Consider the following 16,676-nt stretch of genomic DNA (forward strand, 5'->3'; position numbering starts at 1 on the left):
GCGCTTCAGGCGGCGCTGCACGGGCCCGTGTCAACGAAATGCGTCTCGCATCAACGAAAAACGACGCCCCTGCCAGTGGCAGGGGCGTCGTTGCTGGTCAAACCAGCGGAGACGGAGGGATTTGAACCCTCGATCCAGGTTTCCCCGGATCCTTCATTAGCAGTGAAGTCCATTCGGCCGCTCTGGCACGTCTCCTGGCCATATCCCGGGCGACGAAGCCGCCGATGGGAAACAGCATCAGCCATGGTAGTCGGAGCGGGTGATCCGGGTCAAAACCTCGAACGACGCGCACCCGCCGCCCGGTCCCCGACGATCTAGCGGTGCCGGGTCGCGGTCAGCCGGGCAGGCGGTCAGCCTCGTGAGGCGAGGACGAAGGGAAGGACCGGGCCCAACCCGGCCAGGCGGAGCTCACGAGCGGCGACCGTCAGGGACCACCGGCTGTCCACCAGGTCGTCGATGAGCAGCACTGGTGCGCCGGCCAGGTCCTCCATGGCTTCGCGGAGCTGAGGGGTGACCACGAACTTCTCCCATACCGCCGCCAGCTGATACGCGCCGTTGCCGCCTCCCCCTCCGGGATGGTCAGGGGCCAGGCCGAGCTCCCCCAGGTACGGCAGATGGCCCGCGCTCGCGAGACCGGCCGCCAGTGACCGCACCAGCCGAGGACGGGCGACGGAGGGCATCGAGATGATCCCCTCCGGGCGTCCCGTACCGCCCCAGCCGTCGTGGCTCCACTGGGCGAGGACCTCGACGCAGGCGCGCCCCAGCCCCTTGTCGACCTCCTGGTCCATCGGCAACCCCTGGGCATCCGTGTGGAAGACCTCTCGTAAACGATTACCCCAGCCGAGGTCGGTGAGGCGGGCCACGGCCCGCCCGGCGGAGGCCCGCTCCTCCGGCGGGATGTTCCCCTTCAAGGGCACGCCCAGCCTCTGCATGCCGACCGGCCACTGGGCCCGGGGATCGATCTCCACCCCCACCCGCTTGAGGGCGGTCGTGGCGGAGTCGGAGGCCTCACGGCTGATCTGGGTGGCATACCAGGCGCCCGCGCAGTTGTCGCACCGCCCGCATGGCGCCGCCTGAGGATCATCCAGCTGCTCGACCAGCATCTCCATGCGGCAGGTGGACTTGTTCTCGTAGTCCAGCATCGCGTTCTGCTCGACGATCCGCGCCTGATGGATCCGCGCATATCGTTCGGCGTCATAGCTCCAGGGTCTGCCGGTCGACTGCCAGCCGCCCTGGACCTGCTCGACGGCGCCGTCCACGGCCAGCACCCGGAGGAGCATGTTCAGGGGCGAGCGCTTGATGTCCACGCGAGCCTCCAGCGCTCCCACGCTCAGCGGCCGCTCCGAGGCCCCCAGCTCCCCCAGGACGGCCGTCGCCTTGGCCTCCGTGGGCATGGACGCCGTGGCGAAGTACTCCCAGATCTCGCGGTCCTCGGTTCCGGGCAGCAGCAGTACGTCCGCCCTTTCGGTGGCTCGTCCGGCTCGGCCCACCTGCTGGTAGTAGGCCACCGGCGACGACGGCGCCCCGAGATGCACCACGAAGCCCAGGTCCGGCTTGTCGAACCCCATGCCCAGCGCGGAAGTCGCCACGAGCGCTTTGACCCGGTTCTCCTTGAGCTCCAGTTCGAGCCGTTCGCGATCCGCGGGGTCCGTACGGCCGGTGTAGGCCTCCACCGTGTACCCGGCCTCCGACAGCGCATGAGCGGTGTCCTCGGCGGCGCTGATGGTCAGGGCGTAGATGATGCCGGACCCCTGGAAGTCGTTCAGATGCTCCAGCAGCCATGCCAGCCGAACCGTGTTCGACGGCAGGCGCAGGACCCCCAGGCGCAGGGAGTCGCGTGCCAGAGGGCCCCGCAGGGTCAGCACGGGCTCCCTGCCGTCGGAGGCGAGCCCCACGCCCAGCTGCTCCTCGACGTCGTGGACCACCCGCTGATTCGCGGTGGCCGTGGTGGCGAGCACCGGAACGCTCTGCGGGAGACGACCGATCAGGTCCCGGATCCGCCGGTAGTCCGGCCTGAAGTCGTGCCCCCAGTCGGAGATGCAATGGGCTTCGTCGATGACCAGCAGCCCCATGCGTTCGACCAGCTGGGGGAGCCTCTCCTCCCGGAAACGGGCGTTGTTGAGGCGTTCGGGCGAAATCAGGAGGACGTCCACGTCGTCGTGGTCCAGCCGCTCCAGGATCTCCCCCCACTCGGTGGCGTTGGCGGAGCTGATGGAGGCCGCGCGCACCCCGGCCCGGGCGGCCGCCGCGACCTGGTCGCGCATGAGGGCCAGCAGCGGCGAGACGATCAGGGTGGGGCCTCTCCCCCGGGCCCGCAGAAGCAGCGAAGCGATGAAATAGACGGCGGACTTGCCCCAGCCGGTGCGTTGCACCACGAGCGCCCTGCGCCCCTGGGCGACCAGCGCCTCGATGGCCTCGAACTGCCCGGGGTGGAACACGGCGTCGTCGCGCCCCGTGAGCGCGCGCAGCAGCTCGATCGCCTGATCCTTCAGACCGGGATCGGTACCAGCGGTGGGTGCTGCTCTTTCCGGAATCGCCATGCGGCCAGTCTGCCAACAGGCTCGGACAGCACAACAGGCTGCAGCGCCGGCTGTGGAGAAGTCACGGGAAAGTCATGGGGGTTGGGACCGGCCCCCCGACCGATCCCAACCCCTTGAACTCGCCGCCTCTCCCCAGATGCGGCGGGCCACTTGGCGGCCTAGCACCCCCCGATGCTCAGCACGCCGAAGCTCGTCCATGGATCCCTGGATGGGCAAGTAATCTGCCGTCCAGACGTCTCTGAGGTCGAGCCGTTGAATGAAATCGTGACAGATCTACAACCGCCGAGTACATAGCCGTTGGCAACTTGTTCTCAGCCACCACAGAACGGGTGAACGGCATCGCCGCGGATCAGCGCATGATTGCGCCCATCAGGGGCATGCGGGACCCTCCCTCGCACCCACCCCTGTCAGGCAAAATGGGGACAGGAAACGCCCTCCATCGGCTCGCTGAGGCGGCGTAATGCAGCTTCATCTAGGGATGCATCCACTCTGGAGGGCGCGGAGGACCACTCCGGGGCCACGGCCGTCAGCGGCCCTCACCAGTCGAGTGCCGCCAGCAACCGCCGTTCGAGCTCGGGTGCAGTGGTCAGCCCGAAGGTCCGGGTGACGTGGTCCATGTCCCGGTAGACCATCATGTTGCCCGTCACGGGACCGCACTGGCCATCCGGGCAGTACAGGTCTGTCAGGTCCACCAACGGCACGTCCGGATGCTCTGCCTCATGCTGGTCCACGATCGCCTGGCCGCCCAGGGCGTCCTCCAGGGAATCGGAGCACATGGCGCTGTCGGCGCCGTACAGGTCCACGCACTCGTACATGTCGCGTTCCCAGCGGGGGTTGTCCCGGACGCTCACGATGGAGATGCCCTCCGCCGCGAACGGCTCCATGCCCTCGTCCCAGTGGGCGACGAGCTCCTCCCGGTCGCCGTCCTTGAGCGAGCGGGTGCCCTGCCCGATCACGGCGTCGGGGTCCAGGTCCAGGACGGCGGCGCGGGCGGTCTCGTTGAAGGCGTTGCACTCGTCGGTGTAGTCGTCGTTGTGGCCGGCGTAGCGGCAGGCCGGGTAGAGGTAGCTGACCAGCTGCCAGTTCTGCGCGTCGGCCACGGCCTTCAGCGGCTCGGAGAGCTGCTTGGCATGCGAGTCTCCCAGCAGGACGACGGTGCGCTGGGGCTGGTCCCCGTCCTGCTTCAACGGGGTGGCGGCGACCTCGTCGCCGACCGCCTCCGCATCCTCGGCCCCGGGATTGGGGTCGTAGACGTAGCATTCGCCGCCGTCCTCGAAGCCGTCAGGGATCTGGTCCCCGGTGCACTCCGGGCCGGGATCGCCCCATTCCCCGTCGATCTCCGACCACATGGGGATCGGTTCCAGGTCCGGCAGCGCCGAGGAGTCGTAGGCGTCCGTGGCCACCGCCGCCCCGGGGTAGTTCTCCGCCGAGCGGTCGTAGTCGGCCTGCACCCGCGCTTTCGTGTCGGTCCAGGCCTGGGCGGCGGTCACCGGAAGGGCGACGACGCCGACGATCGCCACGAGTCGGACCAGTTCCTTGCGCGTGGAGGCGCGTTGCTTGGCCGAACGCGGACGGGTGACGAACTTGACCGCCTGCTCCGTCCCCAGGGACAGCAGGATCGAGAGGGCGACGATGGCCAGCCCGACGTGCAGCGGCACGGTCTCGCGCCCGGTGCGCAGCAGGTAGGTGATCAGCAGCGGCCAGTGCCACAGGTAGATGCCGTAGGAGCGGTCGCCCACCCAGGTGAGCCAGCGGGCGCGCAAGGGGGCCTGGACCCCGTGAGCGCCGCCGTCGTCCTTGACCATGAGGACCATGGCTGCACCCACGGTCGGCAGCAGCGCGGCCCAGCCCGGGAAGAGCGCATCGGGGCCCACGATGAAACCGGTGCCGAAGACCGCCGCCGCACCGGTCCAGCCCAGGACGACCGCGAGCCGGCGGGGGATGGGCCGGGTGACGATCAGCGCGACCAGCGCACCCAGTGCGAACTCCCACAGCCGCAGGCGGGTGTCGAAGTAGGCCGGGGCCGGGTTCAGGTGCGTGGTGGCGATCGACGCCGCCAGGGAGGTGACGAGAACCGTCGCGAAGACGACGACGGCCACCGGCCGGAACCGGAACCCGCAGATCCGGGCGATCAGCACCGCCACGGCGATGAGCACCGGGAACAGCACGAAGACCTGGCCCTGGACGGCCAGCGACCACATGTGCTGAACCGGGCTCGAGGTGGCCCCTCCGCCCGCGTAGTAGTCCACGGAGCTCTGCGCCAGGTTCCAGTTCAGGTGGTAGGTGGCCGCTGCCAGCAGCTGCTCCCACAACGCCTGCCACCTCGACCGCGGATAGATGGCGATGGCACAGGCCAGGACGGTCAGCAGCACGATGCCCACCGGCACCAGGAGACGCACGAACGTCCTCGACCAGTAGTGCAGCAGCCCCAGCGGCCTGCCGCCCTCGGCCTTGCGCATGAAGGAGAGGGTCAGGAGGTAGGCGGAGATCACGAAGAAGACGTCGACGCCGCCGGAGACGCCGCTGCCCCAGAGGTGGAAGCCCACGACCAGCAGCAGGGCCAGGCCGCGCAGGCCCTGGATCTCGGGCCGGCGAGCCGCCTGTCGTTCCTTCCGGCCGGCTCCGGCAACGGGCTCTCCCCGTACCGCCCCGACGGCGGACGGGTCCGGGGGAAGCCCGGCGGACATGCTGGCGCTGGTGCTGCTAGTGATGCTGGGACCTCAACCGGTGGGAAAGCCTTTACCAGCAGGCCAGTTTACGCATGCTAACTACGCGGGGAAAGGGTCTGGGGCGGGAGTTCGGTCACTCCCCCGCGCCGCACATGATGCGCACCACCACGGCAAGAATCATTGGCGGCGGACCCGAACGGGTGCATGGTAGTTACGCGAATACACCGAATGATCATGAGGACCGGCCCCCGGCGGCGATCTCGCCGGTGGGCGCCGATCCCTCATCGCAGCACCCCAGCCCCACCAAGACCTTCCTGGGACAGCCCCGCATGCTGGCGGCCCTGTTCTCCGTCGAGTTGTGGGAACGTTTCTCCTTCTACGGCATGCAGGGCATCGTGCTGCTCTACATGTACTACCAGACCACCGAAGGCGGCCTGGGCATGGACCAGGGCGTCGCCGCGGGCATCGTCGGCGCCTACGGCGGCACGGTCTACCTCTGCACCATCCTGGGCGCATGGGTGGCCGACCGCCTGATCGGCTCGGAACGGGCGATGTTCGCCAGCGCCATCATGATCATGGCCGGCCATGTGGCGCTCTCCCTGCTGCCCGGCTACACCGGCCTGGGTGTGGGCCTGATCCTGATCGCGATCGGGTCCGGCGGTCTGAAGGCCAATATCACCAGCCTGGTGGGCAATCTCTACGACCTCGACGATCCTCGCCGCGATGCCGGCTTCTCCATCTTCTACATGGGCATCAACGTGGGCGGCCTGATCGGACCGCTCGTCACCGGCTGGGTGCAGCAGTCTTGGGGGTTCCATCTGGGCTTCGCGCTGGCGGCCGTGGGCATGGCCATCGGCCTGATCCAGTACACGATCAACCGGCGGCGTCTGCCCCATGAGGTGCACTCCGTGCCCAACCCGCTCCCGCGCTCCCACTATCCGCGGTGGATCGTCATCGCGGTGGCCGCGATCGCCCTCATCCTGGTGGCCGTCTTCGCGGGATGGCTGCATGCGGGCAACCTGGCGGACGTGATCGTCGTGGCCATCATCGTGGCCGCGGTCGCGCTCTTCGTCCTGCTGCTGACCAGCAAGAAGCTCGACGCCACCGAGCGTTCGCGCGTGACCGCGTTCATCCCCATGTTCATCGGCTCGGCGGCGTTCTTCGCGTTGTTCCAGCAGCAGTTCACGGTGATCACGATCTACTCGGACGAACGGCTCAACCGCATGATCGGCACCTGGGAGATCCCCGTGCCGTGGGTGCAGTCCTTCAACCCGTTCTTCATCATCGTGCTGGCTCCGGTCTTCGCCGCCTTGTGGACCAAGCTCGGCAAGCGCCAGCCGGCCACCCCCACCAAGTTCGCCCTGGGCATCATGCTGATGGGAGCCGCGTTCCTGGTGTTCCTGAGCCAGGTGAACGTGGCCGCCGTGGCGGTGCTGTGGGTCGCGCTGATCATGCTCATGGCCACCATGGGCGAGCTGATGCTCTCGCCCGTGGGACTCTCGGTGTCCACCAAGCTGGCCCCGAAGTCCTATCCGGTCATGATGGTCTCGCTCAACTACCTCTCGGTGGCCCTGGGAACGGCGCTGTCCGGCTCGCTCGCGCAGTTCTACAGCCCCGAGAACGAGGCCGCCTACTTCGGCACTCTGGGTGCCGTGACCATCGCCATCGGCCTGGTGATCCTGGCGCTGTCCAGGCCGGTCACCAAGCTCATGCGCGGAGTCCGGTAGCGCGGCACCATCACCACCCACGGGGCACCTGGGCGGCTACGGGCCCGGACGCCGGCCCGCATCGCCGCTCAGGTGCCCCACCGTCTCGGACAGGTAGTGCACCAGACGCTCCAGCGGGCCTCTCCCCCATAGCAGGGTCCAGGCCACGCATCCGGAGACGATGCCCAGAGTCATGGGCCAGAACGGGTCGGCTGCCCTGAACGCGGACAACGAGTCGGCCTGGGCACCGCTCCCCGGTGCGAGCATCATCCAGATCCACCAGGCGATCAGGTGAGCGGTATAGGCGGTCAGGGGCATCGACCCGACCGCCCGGAGGGGCCAGGCGACCCAGCGCAGGGGCGTCCTACCGATCAGGACGCAGAGCGCGACCAGCGCCAGCGCGAAGCCCCCGGAGCCGATCGCCTCCCCCACCCCGGAGGAATGCGGGAAGTCCTGCAGCACCGACAAGACCCACAGCCGGGTCCCGGGCTGGAGAGCCTCGCCGTACCGGTCGACGACGGCGTTGCCGACCGGGCCGATCAGCCCGTATCCCACGACGGCCAGCCCGGCCCCGAGGCCCAGCAGCAGCCACGCCCGGGCGATCCCGTGCGCCAGGAACCTCCCGGCACCCAGGCCCGCCGCCACGAAAGCGATCCAGACGACGAACGGATAGTTCCAGCCCAGCAGGAACGACACCATCTCGGCGAAGCCCCCGGGTGCGGGCGGGCCTCCGGCATTGATCAGCGCGACGACGAACGGACCGGTCACCGCGGCGGCCCCCGCCGCGGTGAACAGGGCGCGGGTGGACCATCCCACCATGCGGGCACCTGCCCAGAGCAGCAGCCCGTAGGCGGGGAGCACCACGTACACGGGGACCTCGAGCCCGAGCAGGAACAGCCCCAGTGCCCAGATGAGGACGGCGCGGGTGGTGATGGACTCGCGTGCGCGCTCGAGACCGGAACCGGCCGGCGCGGCTGCATCCGCCGGAAGCGCCTCCCGGGAGGACGAGGTCGTGAGCAGTCCCAGCGAGACTCCCGCCAACGTGGCGAACGTGATCGCCGAGCGGCCCTCCACGATGCCCAGCCAGGTGTCCGGCGCCGTCCAGGAGAGGGGCGTCACCGCCAGCAGATGGGCCGCGAACATCCCCAGGACGGCCAGCCCCCGGGCCAGATCGATCCCCGGGGAACGGCGCGGCGGCTCCAGCCGGGCGATGTTGGCGCGAAGGCGGTCGTTCACGGTGGAGGTGAGGCTCTCGGGCTCAGGGACACGGACGGTGCCTACGATTCTGCCCCACATCGACGGAACGATTGAACGCCCCATTCATGTCCAGATGTACTAACATTTGGGGAGGCCGATGTGACCTGCATCGCAATCACCGCGGAGGTCACGAACTCCGATGAAGGGGACATGGAAGCCCATGACCAAGATCTCCATGAACGTCACGACGACCTTCCACGGCAACGTCGTCAACGACATCGCCGTCGCCAAGGCTGCGGGATACGGCGGGATCGAGCTGCAGAGTCCCAAGCTCTACCGGTATCTGGACGCGGGATTCCCGGTCGACTCCCTGCCGCCGCTGCTCGAAGGGCTCGAGGTGACCGGACTGGGCGCCGTGCTCGACATCGAACGACGCGGCCGGGAACGCGAAGACTTCATCGCCGAGGTGGAGCGCATGGCCGATATCGCCGTGGTCGTGGGAGCACCCATCGTGCAGCTGTGCACGGGCCCCGTCGACTGGAACGTCGTCAAGGACTTCCGGGCCGGCTCCCTGGCGGCCGATGACCCCCGCTACCGCGGCACCCTGGGTCTCGACGAGGACGAGGCGATCGAGGTGCTCGCCGCCAACGTGCGGGAGGCGGCCGACGTCGCGGGTGCCCGCGGGCTCGATCTCTACCTCGAGCCCCTCGCGTGGTCGAACGTGAACCGTCACCGCCACTCGCTGGAGATCATCGAGCGCGCCGGCCGGGAGAACGTGGGCATCGCCCTCGACACCTGGCACTACTGGACGGTCGGCGACACGCTCGAGGAGGTCGCGGCCACCCCGAAGGAACTGATCAAGGCGGTGCACATCTCCGACGGCCTCGATCTCGATCGCGCCAACGACGTGCCCGATCAGAGCGTCCACCGCAACGTGGTGATCGGCGGCGGGGCCATTCCGCTCCAGGAATGGGTGGACGCCGTGAAGACGACCGGCTACGACGGCTGGTGGGTCTCGGAGATGTTCTCCGACAAGGCCAACGAACACGACTTCCTCAAGGTGGCGACCACGATGCGCAACCTGCTCGACATCCTCGTCAGCTGAACCGGACCTGATCCAGAACGGAGACATGCCATGCAGCGATTCGCTCTCCTGGGCGCGGGTTTCATCGGCGCCGTCCACGCCGGGAACCTGGCGGCCAACCCCGATATCGCCTTCGAGCTCGTCTACGACGCCGCCGTCGAGCGCGCCACGACGATCGCGAAGACGCACGGTGCCAGCGTCGCGCGGTCCATCGACGAGGTGTTCGACCCGGCAGCGGTCGATGCCGTGCTGATCGCCTCCTCGACGGACACGCACGCGCAGTACCTCCGCCTGGCCGCTGATGCGGGCATCGCGGCCTTCGTCGAGAAGCCCATCGATCTCGATCTCCCCGCCGCGCGCGGGACCATCGCGCACGTCGAGGACCGGGGCATCACGGCGATGGTCGACTTCAATCGCCGCTTCGACCGGGACCATGCGGAGCTGCGACGACTCATCCAGGCGGATGAGGTGGGCAAGGTCGAACTCGTCCAGCTGACCTCACGGGGGCCGGCGTCGCCGCCGCTCGACTACGTGAAGGTCTCCGGGGGCCAGATGCGGGACCAGACGGTGCACTTCTTCGATCTCGCACGGTGGATCTGCGGCGAGGACCCCGTGGAGGTCTTCGTGGCCGGATCCGCACTCGCCGACCCGCGGATCACCGAGTTCGGGGACGTCGACACCTCGGTCGCCACGCTGCGGATGCCCAGCGGTGCGCTGGTGCAGATCGACAGCGTCCGGCGCACGGGCTACGGATACGACGAGCGCATCGAGGTCATGGGGGCCACGGGCCTCGCCGAATCCCGGCGGCAGCCATCCGGCAATGTCGTGCGGTACGGCGGAGGCCATGCCGTCGCCGACGGCCTGCACGCGGGCTGGTTCGAGCGGGTCAGGCCGACCTATGCCTCCGCGCTGGCCGGGTTCGTGGACGCCCTGGAGAACGGCGCCCCTCCCCCGGTGACTCTCGACGACGGCCTCAAGGCGCAGGCGATCGCCGAAGCCGCGACGCTCTCGCTGCGCAGCGGCCGGCCGCAGGCGGTCGACTACCGCGGTGACGCCGGCTGAGGTGCCGAAGGCCTGGTTCTCCCGGCCCCGGCAACCTCACCCGTCCACCACGACCGTGCGCCGTTCGCGGTCGCTGCGCCGGACGGCGTCGAGCACGCGCAGTACGGCCACGCCCTCCTCGGCGGGAACGGGTCCGGGCCCGCCCTGGCTGACGGCCCTGCCGAATTCGTCGTAGTAGACCGTGTAGTCGCCCTGCTCCGATGGCACGATCGTCGCGCCGTCGTCGGTACGGAGCACACCCCAGCGAGCGCGGTCCTCGAACCCCCAGGCCTCGCGGTCCTCCGAGGGCCGGGCGCCGCGCCTGATCGCATCGATCTGAACGTCCGAGTAGTCCGAGGTATACGAGCCCTCGCTCCCGTAGACCCGTAGCTCCTTCGAGACGAGGTGATTCGTCTTCGACGCCGAGACGCGCGAGACGGCGCCCGATCCGTGCTCGAGGACCAGCGCTAAACCCGCGTCCGTGCGGCCCTCGGGCAGATCGATCCACGACAGCTGCGCGGTCACGGCCCGTACCGGGCCCATCAGGTGGATCGCCTGGTCCACGACGTGCGAACCGAGGTCCCGCAGGAGACCGCCGGACTCGCCGGCCTCCAGCGTTTCCGGTTCGTCGAGGTCCAACCTCAGGTCCAGACCCCGGAGGCTGCCCAGCCGGCCGCTGTCGATGACACGACGCGCCGTCACGATATCGGTGTCCTGACGTCGATTGTGGAAGACATTGAGGAGGGCTCCGTACTCGCGAGCGCGATCGGCCAGCCGCTGCCCGTCGGCACCGGTCGGCGCGAACGGCTTGTCGGCCACGACGGCGACTCCCCGTTCGAGCGCCTCCAGGACCAGGGCGCGGCGCGTCTGAGGCGGGGTCGAGACGACGACGGCGTCGACCCCCGCATCGAGCAGGTCCGTCAGGGACGGATAGGCCGAGACGCCGGGAAGGTCGTCCCGCACCCGCGCGATCGATGCTTCCGAGCGGGCGACAACCCCAACGAGTTCGCATTCCGGCGACGCCTGGATATACGGGGCATGGAAGAGCTGCCCGCCGTCGCCGTATCCGACCAGACCCATACGTATCGCCATGCTCTTCTCCTCCCGCCGGGTGCGAAACCCATATGTCAGAACGTCAGGACTAATGACTATCACAGCTGAATACCGCAGCCGTGTCCATGCGGCTCAGGACCGGTCCGCGAGGGTGAGCGCGGCCTGGATGAGCGCCAGGTGACTGAGGGCCTGGGGCAGGTTGCCGAGGAAGTCACCGGTCGCGGGGTCGATCATCTCGGGCCACACGCCGACGTCGTTCGCCAGGGCGAGCAGCTCCTCCATCCATTCGCCGGCTTCCTCGGCACGATCGACCAGGGCGAGCGCGGCAACGCCCCAGAAGGCGCAGGCGACGAACGCGCCTTCCTCGTCCGGCATGCCCGTGTAGCGGTAGAGCAGCGGCCCGGAGCCGAGCTCGGCGCGCAGCGCGTCGATGGTGCGGCTCATCCGCTCGCCGGTGTCGAAGCCGCTGCGGGCATGCAGCAGGATCGACGCATCGAGCGCGTCGCCGCCGGGGTACATGAGATAGGCGCCGCGTTCCTCGGACCAGCAATGCTGATCGACCCACGCGCTGATGCGGTCGGCCTCGGCGTTCCACCGGCCTGCATCGCCGGGGATCTGCCCCAGTTCCGCCAGATGCGCCGCGCATTTCAAGGCCTGCCAGCAGCCCAGCTTGGAGGACGTGTAATGGTGCTCGTCGGGAAGCTCCCACATGCCGGCGTCGCGCCGATGCCAGGCATCCGCGGCCTCGTCCGCGACCGAGGCCAGCAACCTGCCGGTCTCGGCGTCCAGGAGGTTGCCGGCGTCGACGTAGCCGCGCACCACGGCCAGGATGTCCCCGTAGACCCCCAGCTGCAGCTGGTCATGGGCCCGGTTGCCGGTCAGGACCGGGCCGATCCCCCGCCATCCCGGCACGTCGGAGGCCCGCGGCTCGGGCGGCAGCGAACCGTCGAGGGCAAAGAAGATCTGCATGCCGTGCTCGCGCAGCGTGCGCAGCGTCCAGGAGATGGCGGCGTGGACCTCCTCCCGCAGCCCGAAGCCGAGCCATGCGTCCAGTGTGTAGGCGGCGTCGCGGACCCATGCGTACCGGTAGTCCCAGTTCTTGCCGCCGGCTCGGCTCTCGGGCAGCGACGTGGTTCCCGCTGCGGCGATCGCCCCCGTGGGCTCGTGCAGCAGGAGCTTGAGGGCGAGAGCGCTGCGCTGCACGGCCTTGCCCCACGGCCCGTCGTAGTGGAACTCCCGCGACCAGGCCCTCCAGTTGTCGATGGACCGATCGATGCCGCGGTCGACATCCTCGGGATCCGGCAGGAAGACGGGCTCGCCGAGGGTGCCGGCCAGCACCACCAGGTGCCGGGAACCCTCGGCGGTCGCGAACTCGCCGCGGCAGGACTGCTGACCGGCCTCGGTGTCCATCTCCCCGAGCGTGCGCACGGCCAGGGTCACGCCGTCGTCGTGGATCACCGGGCCCAGATGCGTCTGCTCCACCCACGGCGAGGCCATGCCCAGCACGGTGCCGGGCGCTACCTGCCAGGCCATCGGCACGGCTCCGGACAGTCCTTCGACACGACAGGCGAGCTCGCTCCACGGCAAGCGCCCGGCCACGCCCGTGTTCATCGACAGGGTGACCCGCACCCGTCCGTCCTCGGTGTCGTACGTCGTGACCAGCACGTTGGTCCCGACGACGTATTGCCGGCTCAGGTGGTAGGGCACCGTCGGCACCAGCTCGGCGAATCCGCCGTTCTCCGCGTCCAGCAGTGCGGCGAAGACCGGGGGCGTGTCCAGGTCGGGGACGGGGAACCAGTCGATCCGGCCGTCGTCGGCGACGAGGGCGACCGTCCGGCCGTCGCCGAGCGCGGCGTACGCCCGCAGGTCCGCATAGCCGTCCGTCCGCGGGGTGGGGCGACGGGATTCCTCCCCCGCCGCGTGGCCGGACCCCTGGGTGCGCGTGCCGGCATCGCCGTCGAGGTTCCCGAGACCTGAGTCGTCCGTCATAGGGCGTTGTCCCTCCCAAGCTTCTCCCCGAAGCTCTTCGTTCGCTTATGCCGGGCAGGCCTCGCGTCGGGCGCCAAGCATACTTACGACCCTACAAGGCCTGAGGCTTGCCCCGCCCGCCTCAACCGCTCGCGGCGGCGACGGAGGCGAGGATCACGTACACCGCGGTCCCGGCGAAGATGCTCAGCAGCATGTTTCCGCGCCAGAGCTGCACACCGATCGTGAGCCCCAGCGCCAGAGCGGTGGGCCCCACGGAGGTGATGAGGGCCGGATCGGTGTCGCGCAGGGTGTAGGCGGCGAGGATCACCATGATCCCGACGGGCATCCGCTGCTCCAGATAGGCCAGGAGCTCGCTCTCCCGCAAGGGGGCGAGCATGGCGAACGGGATGGCGCGCAGGCCCCAGGTGACCGCGGCCGCGACCAGGATGCCCGAGAGGATGTACCACTGATCAGGCAAGACGCCGCCTCCGGACGGTCAGGAAACGGGAGCAGATCAGCGCGGCGACGAACAGACCCATCGCGATCAGGAGCATGTTCTCCCGCGAGATGAGCACGGCCAGGATCGCGCAGCCCAGAGCGAGCGCCGGCACCGGCAGTGACCTGCGGACCTTGTACGCCTCGATCCCGAGCACCACGAACAGCGCGGTGACGGCGAAATCGAGACCGACGATCTGCGGAGGGATCAGCATGCCCAGGCCGGCCCCCGCCAGGACGCAGGAGACCCACACGAGGTGGAAGAACGCCTGAATGCTGATGATCCGCGCTCGCGACCAGCGCACCGACTCCGGGGTGGCGGTCAGCGCATACGCCTCATCGGTCAGGGCGAACGTGCTGTAGGCCTTCCATCCGCCTCCGGTCACCCGGTGCAGAGGAAAGGAGAGGGCATAGAAGACATGGCGGAAGTTGACCAGCAGGGTGCTGACGGCGATCTGCGCCAGCGGGGCGGCAGCGGCGAGCAGACCGACCAGGAGGAACTCCATGGATCCGGCGAACACCACGGCAGCCAGGACCGGCGCCCACCACCACGCCAGACCGGATTGGACCACCAGGACCCCGAGGGCGAGCCCGAGGGGCACGACGGCGGCGCAGGCGGGAAAGACGATCCTCCATCCCGCGGCGACCTCGTCCCGCGTCCCCTGGTCCTCCATCGTTCAACCTCTTCCGTCATGGTGATCCGGCGCTATGAGGAGATCGCCGGCATTCAGATCTCGCCGGACAGCATCGCCGAGCCCGAAGAAGATATCAGGAGCAGCGGACGCGACTCGTGGGCCATCCGGCATCGCCGCCGGTGGCGGTCACCCTCCGAACTGGCCGCACCTGAACCGGTTCCGGTACCTTCGTCAGCGGAGCCCCGTTCCGGGCTCGCGGACGAGGGAGCAGTACCCGCACCACGACAAGACTGCCGCGAAAGGGGTACTGCTCCTCATGGCATGGATCATCCTGATCCTCTCGGGCATGCTGGAGGCGGTCTGGGCCGCAGCACTGTCCGCATCCGAGAACTTCAAGAAGCTCAGGCCTACCGTCCTGTTCTTCGCCGCCCTCGCACTGAGCATGGCCGGGCTCGCCTGGGCGATGACGGACCTGCCCACCGGCACCGCCTATGCCGTCTGGGTCGGGATCGGTGCGACCCTGACCGTGCTCTGGGGTTTCGTTACCGGGCAGGAGAGACCCACGATCATTCGCATCCTCCTGCTGGTCCTGCTGGTCGGGTCGGTCATCGGCCTCAAGGCGGTGAGCTGACCATGGCATGGGCCCTCCTGCTCGTCAGCGCCGTCTTCGAAGCCGTCTGGGCGACCGCGCTGGGAACCTCGGACGGACTCAGCGAACCGGCGCCCACGATCGTGTTCTTCATCGCCCTGGCGGCCAGCATGGCCGGGCTGGGCTGGTCAGTGAAGCACATCCCCATCGGCACCGCCTATGCGGTCTGGACTGGTGTGGGCGCGGCATTGACCGTCACCTACGCGATGACCACCGGCGCCGAGTCCATCTCGGCGGGCAAGATCGTCTTCATCACCGGCATCATCGTCGCCGTCGTCGGCCTCAAACTCGCCCCTGACGGCGCCACGGAGGAACACCGGGAAGCTGCCGGGGATGGACCGGCGGAGAAATGAGGCGTACCCGTGAAAACGGCGACCAGCAGGCGACCGTGGCCTTCTGGCACGAGTGGTCAGACGCCGAGAGGGAGCACTTCGGCCTGATCGGGGACGGCCCCAGGCCATGAGGCCGTCGGCCGGAGAGGGGCACCTGCCGGCCTGGTCTGGAATACCGATTTCGCGGAGAATCGGCATAATTCTCGATGACCGCCGTGGAAGGGGAAGACCGTGCTCGACCACCGGCTCATCGTGCTGAGGACCTTTGCCGTCGCCGGGACCGTCGCGGCCACTGCGGAAGCGCTGGGTTATTCGCCTTCAGCCGTCTCCAACCAGTTGCGCGAGTACCAGCGCATCCTGGGCGTGCGTCTGGTGGTCAAGGACGGGCGCGGCTTGCGGCTCACGCCCGCCGGCGCAGCGCTGGTGAGACGCTCCGACGAGCTCACCGCCATGTGGGAGGGGATCCACAGCGAGGTCAAAGGCGCCGACGAGGACTCCACCCCGGTGCTGCTCAGACTGGGCGGGTTCTCCACCGCCACCGGGTCCCTGCTCTCGCCGGCGGCCGCCCGGCTGCAGAGAACGCACCCGACGCTCGACGTCCACATCATCGAGGCCGACCCGGGCCGTTGCCTGGAGCTGCTCATCGCGGATCGCCTGGACATCGCCGTCGTCGTCGCCATGCAGGCGACACCGGAGCTGAGCGACAGCCGCGTCGAGCAGGTCCCGTTGATCGACGATCCCCTCGACGTGCTCATCCCGGCCAGCCACCCCCTCGCGGGGCGGGAGTCGATCGTCCTGGAGGAACTGGCCGGGGAACCGTGGATCACCGACCGCCCCGGGACCCCGTACCGGGCGCTCTTCGTCACGGGGTTCACCGCCACAGGGGTCATCCCCCAGGTGGTGCACCAGGTCTCGGACTGGGGCTCCCAGGAGGCCCTGGTGGAGAACGGGCTGGGCGTCGCGTTCATCCCGCGGCTCATGAGGCTCAGCGGCAACGGCGGGGTGGTCCGCATCCCCCTGCGGGACACCGACGCTCCCAGCCGCCGAATCTTGGCCGTGCTCCGGCGCGGAGCCCGGTCCCATACGATCTTCGCCGAGGCGATCTCCACCCTGCAGGCCATCGCCGACGAGCACGAGAGATCCACGGCGATACCCCGGGGGCCCGAGCCTCGGAAGCGCTAACCCTCGGTACCGATCGAAGAGTGCGGTAGCCGATTTCATGAATTCCTGACGCGCAGTTCACAGAATTGAAAAGATTCTGTTTTGGGCGATATCCGCCTTATCCACCGTGCGGAAAACCTGCACGG

Annotated in this window: 13 protein-coding genes, 1 tRNA gene and 1 riboswitch; of the genes, 6 read left to right on the forward strand and 8 right to left on the reverse strand. The window is 68.9% G+C overall.

What is annotated here, in order from left to right:
• Positions 1-106: 106 nt before the first annotated feature.
• The 3 genes from FCK90_RS11920 to FCK90_RS11930 all read right to left on the reverse strand — a co-directional run bounded on the left by FCK90_RS11920 (position 107) and on the right by FCK90_RS11930 (position 5,227).
• Positions 107-195 (reverse strand) — tRNA-Ser (locus FCK90_RS11920).
• 155 nt (positions 196-350) lie between these two features.
• A complete protein-coding gene (locus FCK90_RS11925) occupies positions 351-2,540 on the reverse strand; it encodes a RecQ family ATP-dependent DNA helicase (RefSeq protein ID WP_158034520.1) in 2,190 nt (729 codons plus the stop codon).
• A gap of 536 nt (positions 2,541-3,076) precedes the next feature.
• Positions 3,077-5,227: an acyltransferase family protein gene (locus FCK90_RS11930; RefSeq protein ID WP_158034521.1), complete on the reverse strand. Its 2,151-nt coding sequence runs from the start codon at positions 5,225-5,227 to the stop codon at positions 3,077-3,079.
• Positions 5,228-5,364: 137 nt separating this feature from the next.
• Between FCK90_RS11930 and FCK90_RS11935 the strand changes: the two genes are divergently transcribed.
• On the forward strand, positions 5,365-6,936 hold the full coding sequence (locus FCK90_RS11935; RefSeq protein WP_158034557.1) for a peptide MFS transporter: 1,572 nt from the start codon (positions 5,365-5,367) through the stop codon (positions 6,934-6,936).
• 36 nt (positions 6,937-6,972) lie between these two features.
• On the opposite strand, the gene FCK90_RS11940 is transcribed toward FCK90_RS11935, so the two are convergent.
• The gene (locus FCK90_RS11940; protein WP_181954306.1) at positions 6,973-8,151 is read right to left on the reverse strand and encodes a heparan-alpha-glucosaminide N-acetyltransferase domain-containing protein; all 1,179 of its coding nucleotides are present in this window, start codon (positions 8,149-8,151) and stop codon (positions 6,973-6,975) included.
• Positions 8,152-8,332: 181 nt separating this feature from the next.
• On the opposite strand from FCK90_RS11940, the gene FCK90_RS11945 reads away from it, so the two are divergent.
• Both FCK90_RS11945 and FCK90_RS11950 read left to right on the forward strand, forming a co-directional pair.
• Positions 8,333-9,217, forward strand: coding sequence for a sugar phosphate isomerase/epimerase family protein (locus FCK90_RS11945; RefSeq protein ID WP_158034523.1), 885 nt, complete (start codon positions 8,333-8,335; stop codon positions 9,215-9,217).
• 30 nt (positions 9,218-9,247) lie between these two features.
• Positions 9,248-10,258 (forward strand): Gfo/Idh/MocA family protein, encoded by a 1,011-nt coding sequence (locus FCK90_RS11950; RefSeq protein ID WP_158034524.1) that lies wholly within the window; start codon positions 9,248-9,250, stop codon positions 10,256-10,258.
• A gap of 36 nt (positions 10,259-10,294) precedes the next feature.
• Here FCK90_RS11950 and FCK90_RS11955 read toward each other — a convergent pair whose 3' ends face one another.
• The 4 genes from FCK90_RS11955 to FCK90_RS11970 form a co-directional block, all read right to left on the reverse strand.
• Positions 10,295-11,329 carry a Gfo/Idh/MocA family protein gene (locus FCK90_RS11955; protein WP_158034525.1) on the reverse strand — a complete coding sequence of 345 codons (1,035 nt, stop codon included), beginning with the start codon at positions 11,327-11,329 and terminating at the stop codon, positions 10,295-10,297.
• Between the two features lie 93 nt (positions 11,330-11,422).
• Positions 11,423-13,279: a glycoside hydrolase family 15 protein gene (locus tag FCK90_RS11960; protein WP_158034526.1), complete on the reverse strand. Its 1,857-nt coding sequence runs from the start codon at positions 13,277-13,279 to the stop codon at positions 11,423-11,425.
• 121 nt (positions 13,280-13,400) lie between these two features.
• A complete protein-coding gene (locus tag FCK90_RS11965) occupies positions 13,401-13,736 on the reverse strand; it encodes a branched-chain amino acid transporter permease (protein WP_158034527.1) in 336 nt (111 codons plus the stop codon).
• Complete coding sequence (locus tag FCK90_RS11970) at positions 13,729-14,427, reverse strand: AzlC family ABC transporter permease (protein ID WP_158034528.1); 699 nt, start codon at positions 14,425-14,427, stop codon at positions 13,729-13,731. The genes FCK90_RS11965 and FCK90_RS11970 overlap by 8 nt, the downstream gene beginning before the upstream one ends.
• A gap of 195 nt (positions 14,428-14,622) precedes the next feature.
• A riboswitch (guanidine-III (ykkC-III) riboswitch) is annotated at positions 14,623-14,688 on the forward strand.
• 16 nt (positions 14,689-14,704) lie between these two features.
• Here FCK90_RS11970 and FCK90_RS11975 point away from each other — a divergent pair.
• From FCK90_RS11975 to FCK90_RS11985, 3 genes are all read left to right on the forward strand, one after another.
• Positions 14,705-15,019, forward strand: coding sequence for a DMT family transporter (locus FCK90_RS11975; RefSeq protein ID WP_158034529.1), 315 nt, complete (start codon positions 14,705-14,707; stop codon positions 15,017-15,019).
• 2 nt (positions 15,020-15,021) lie between these two features.
• Positions 15,022-15,390 (forward strand): DMT family transporter, encoded by a 369-nt coding sequence (locus tag FCK90_RS11980; protein WP_158034530.1) that lies wholly within the window; start codon positions 15,022-15,024, stop codon positions 15,388-15,390.
• 210 nt (positions 15,391-15,600) lie between these two features.
• Positions 15,601-16,551: a LysR family transcriptional regulator gene (locus FCK90_RS11985; RefSeq protein WP_158034531.1), complete on the forward strand. Its 951-nt coding sequence runs from the start codon at positions 15,601-15,603 to the stop codon at positions 16,549-16,551.
• Positions 16,552-16,676 lie beyond the last annotated feature (125 nt).

It is taken from the genome of Kocuria coralli (genome assembly GCF_008831305.1).
Taxonomy (GTDB): Bacteria; Actinomycetota; Actinomycetes; order Actinomycetales; family Micrococcaceae; genus Kocuria; species Kocuria coralli.

What these genes read in the sequence shown, in the direction of transcription:
- FCK90_RS11970 (WP_158034528.1), bottom strand. Translation starts at nt 14,427, where the DNA reads ATGGAGGACCAGGGGACGCGGGACGAGGTCGCCGCGGGATGGAGGATC.
- FCK90_RS11955 (WP_158034525.1), bottom strand. Translation starts at nt 11,329, where the DNA reads ATGGCGATACGTATGGGTCTGGTCGGATACGGCGACGGCGGGCAGCTC.
- FCK90_RS11980 (WP_158034530.1), top strand. Translation starts at nt 15,022, where the DNA reads ATGGCATGGGCCCTCCTGCTCGTCAGCGCCGTCTTCGAAGCCGTCTGG.
- FCK90_RS11960 (WP_158034526.1), bottom strand. Translation starts at nt 13,279, where the DNA reads ATGACGGACGACTCAGGTCTCGGGAACCTCGACGGCGATGCCGGCACG.
- FCK90_RS11925 (WP_158034520.1), bottom strand. Translation starts at nt 2,540, where the DNA reads ATGGCGATTCCGGAAAGAGCAGCACCCACCGCTGGTACCGATCCCGGT.
- FCK90_RS11945 (WP_158034523.1), top strand. Translation starts at nt 8,333, where the DNA reads ATGACCAAGATCTCCATGAACGTCACGACGACCTTCCACGGCAACGTC.
- FCK90_RS11950 (WP_158034524.1), top strand. Translation starts at nt 9,248, where the DNA reads ATGCAGCGATTCGCTCTCCTGGGCGCGGGTTTCATCGGCGCCGTCCAC.
- FCK90_RS11935 (WP_158034557.1), top strand. Translation starts at nt 5,365, where the DNA reads ATGCGCACCACCACGGCAAGAATCATTGGCGGCGGACCCGAACGGGTG.
- FCK90_RS11975 (WP_158034529.1), top strand. Translation starts at nt 14,705, where the DNA reads ATGGCATGGATCATCCTGATCCTCTCGGGCATGCTGGAGGCGGTCTGG.
- FCK90_RS11930 (WP_158034521.1), bottom strand. Translation starts at nt 5,227, where the DNA reads ATGTCCGCCGGGCTTCCCCCGGACCCGTCCGCCGTCGGGGCGGTACGG.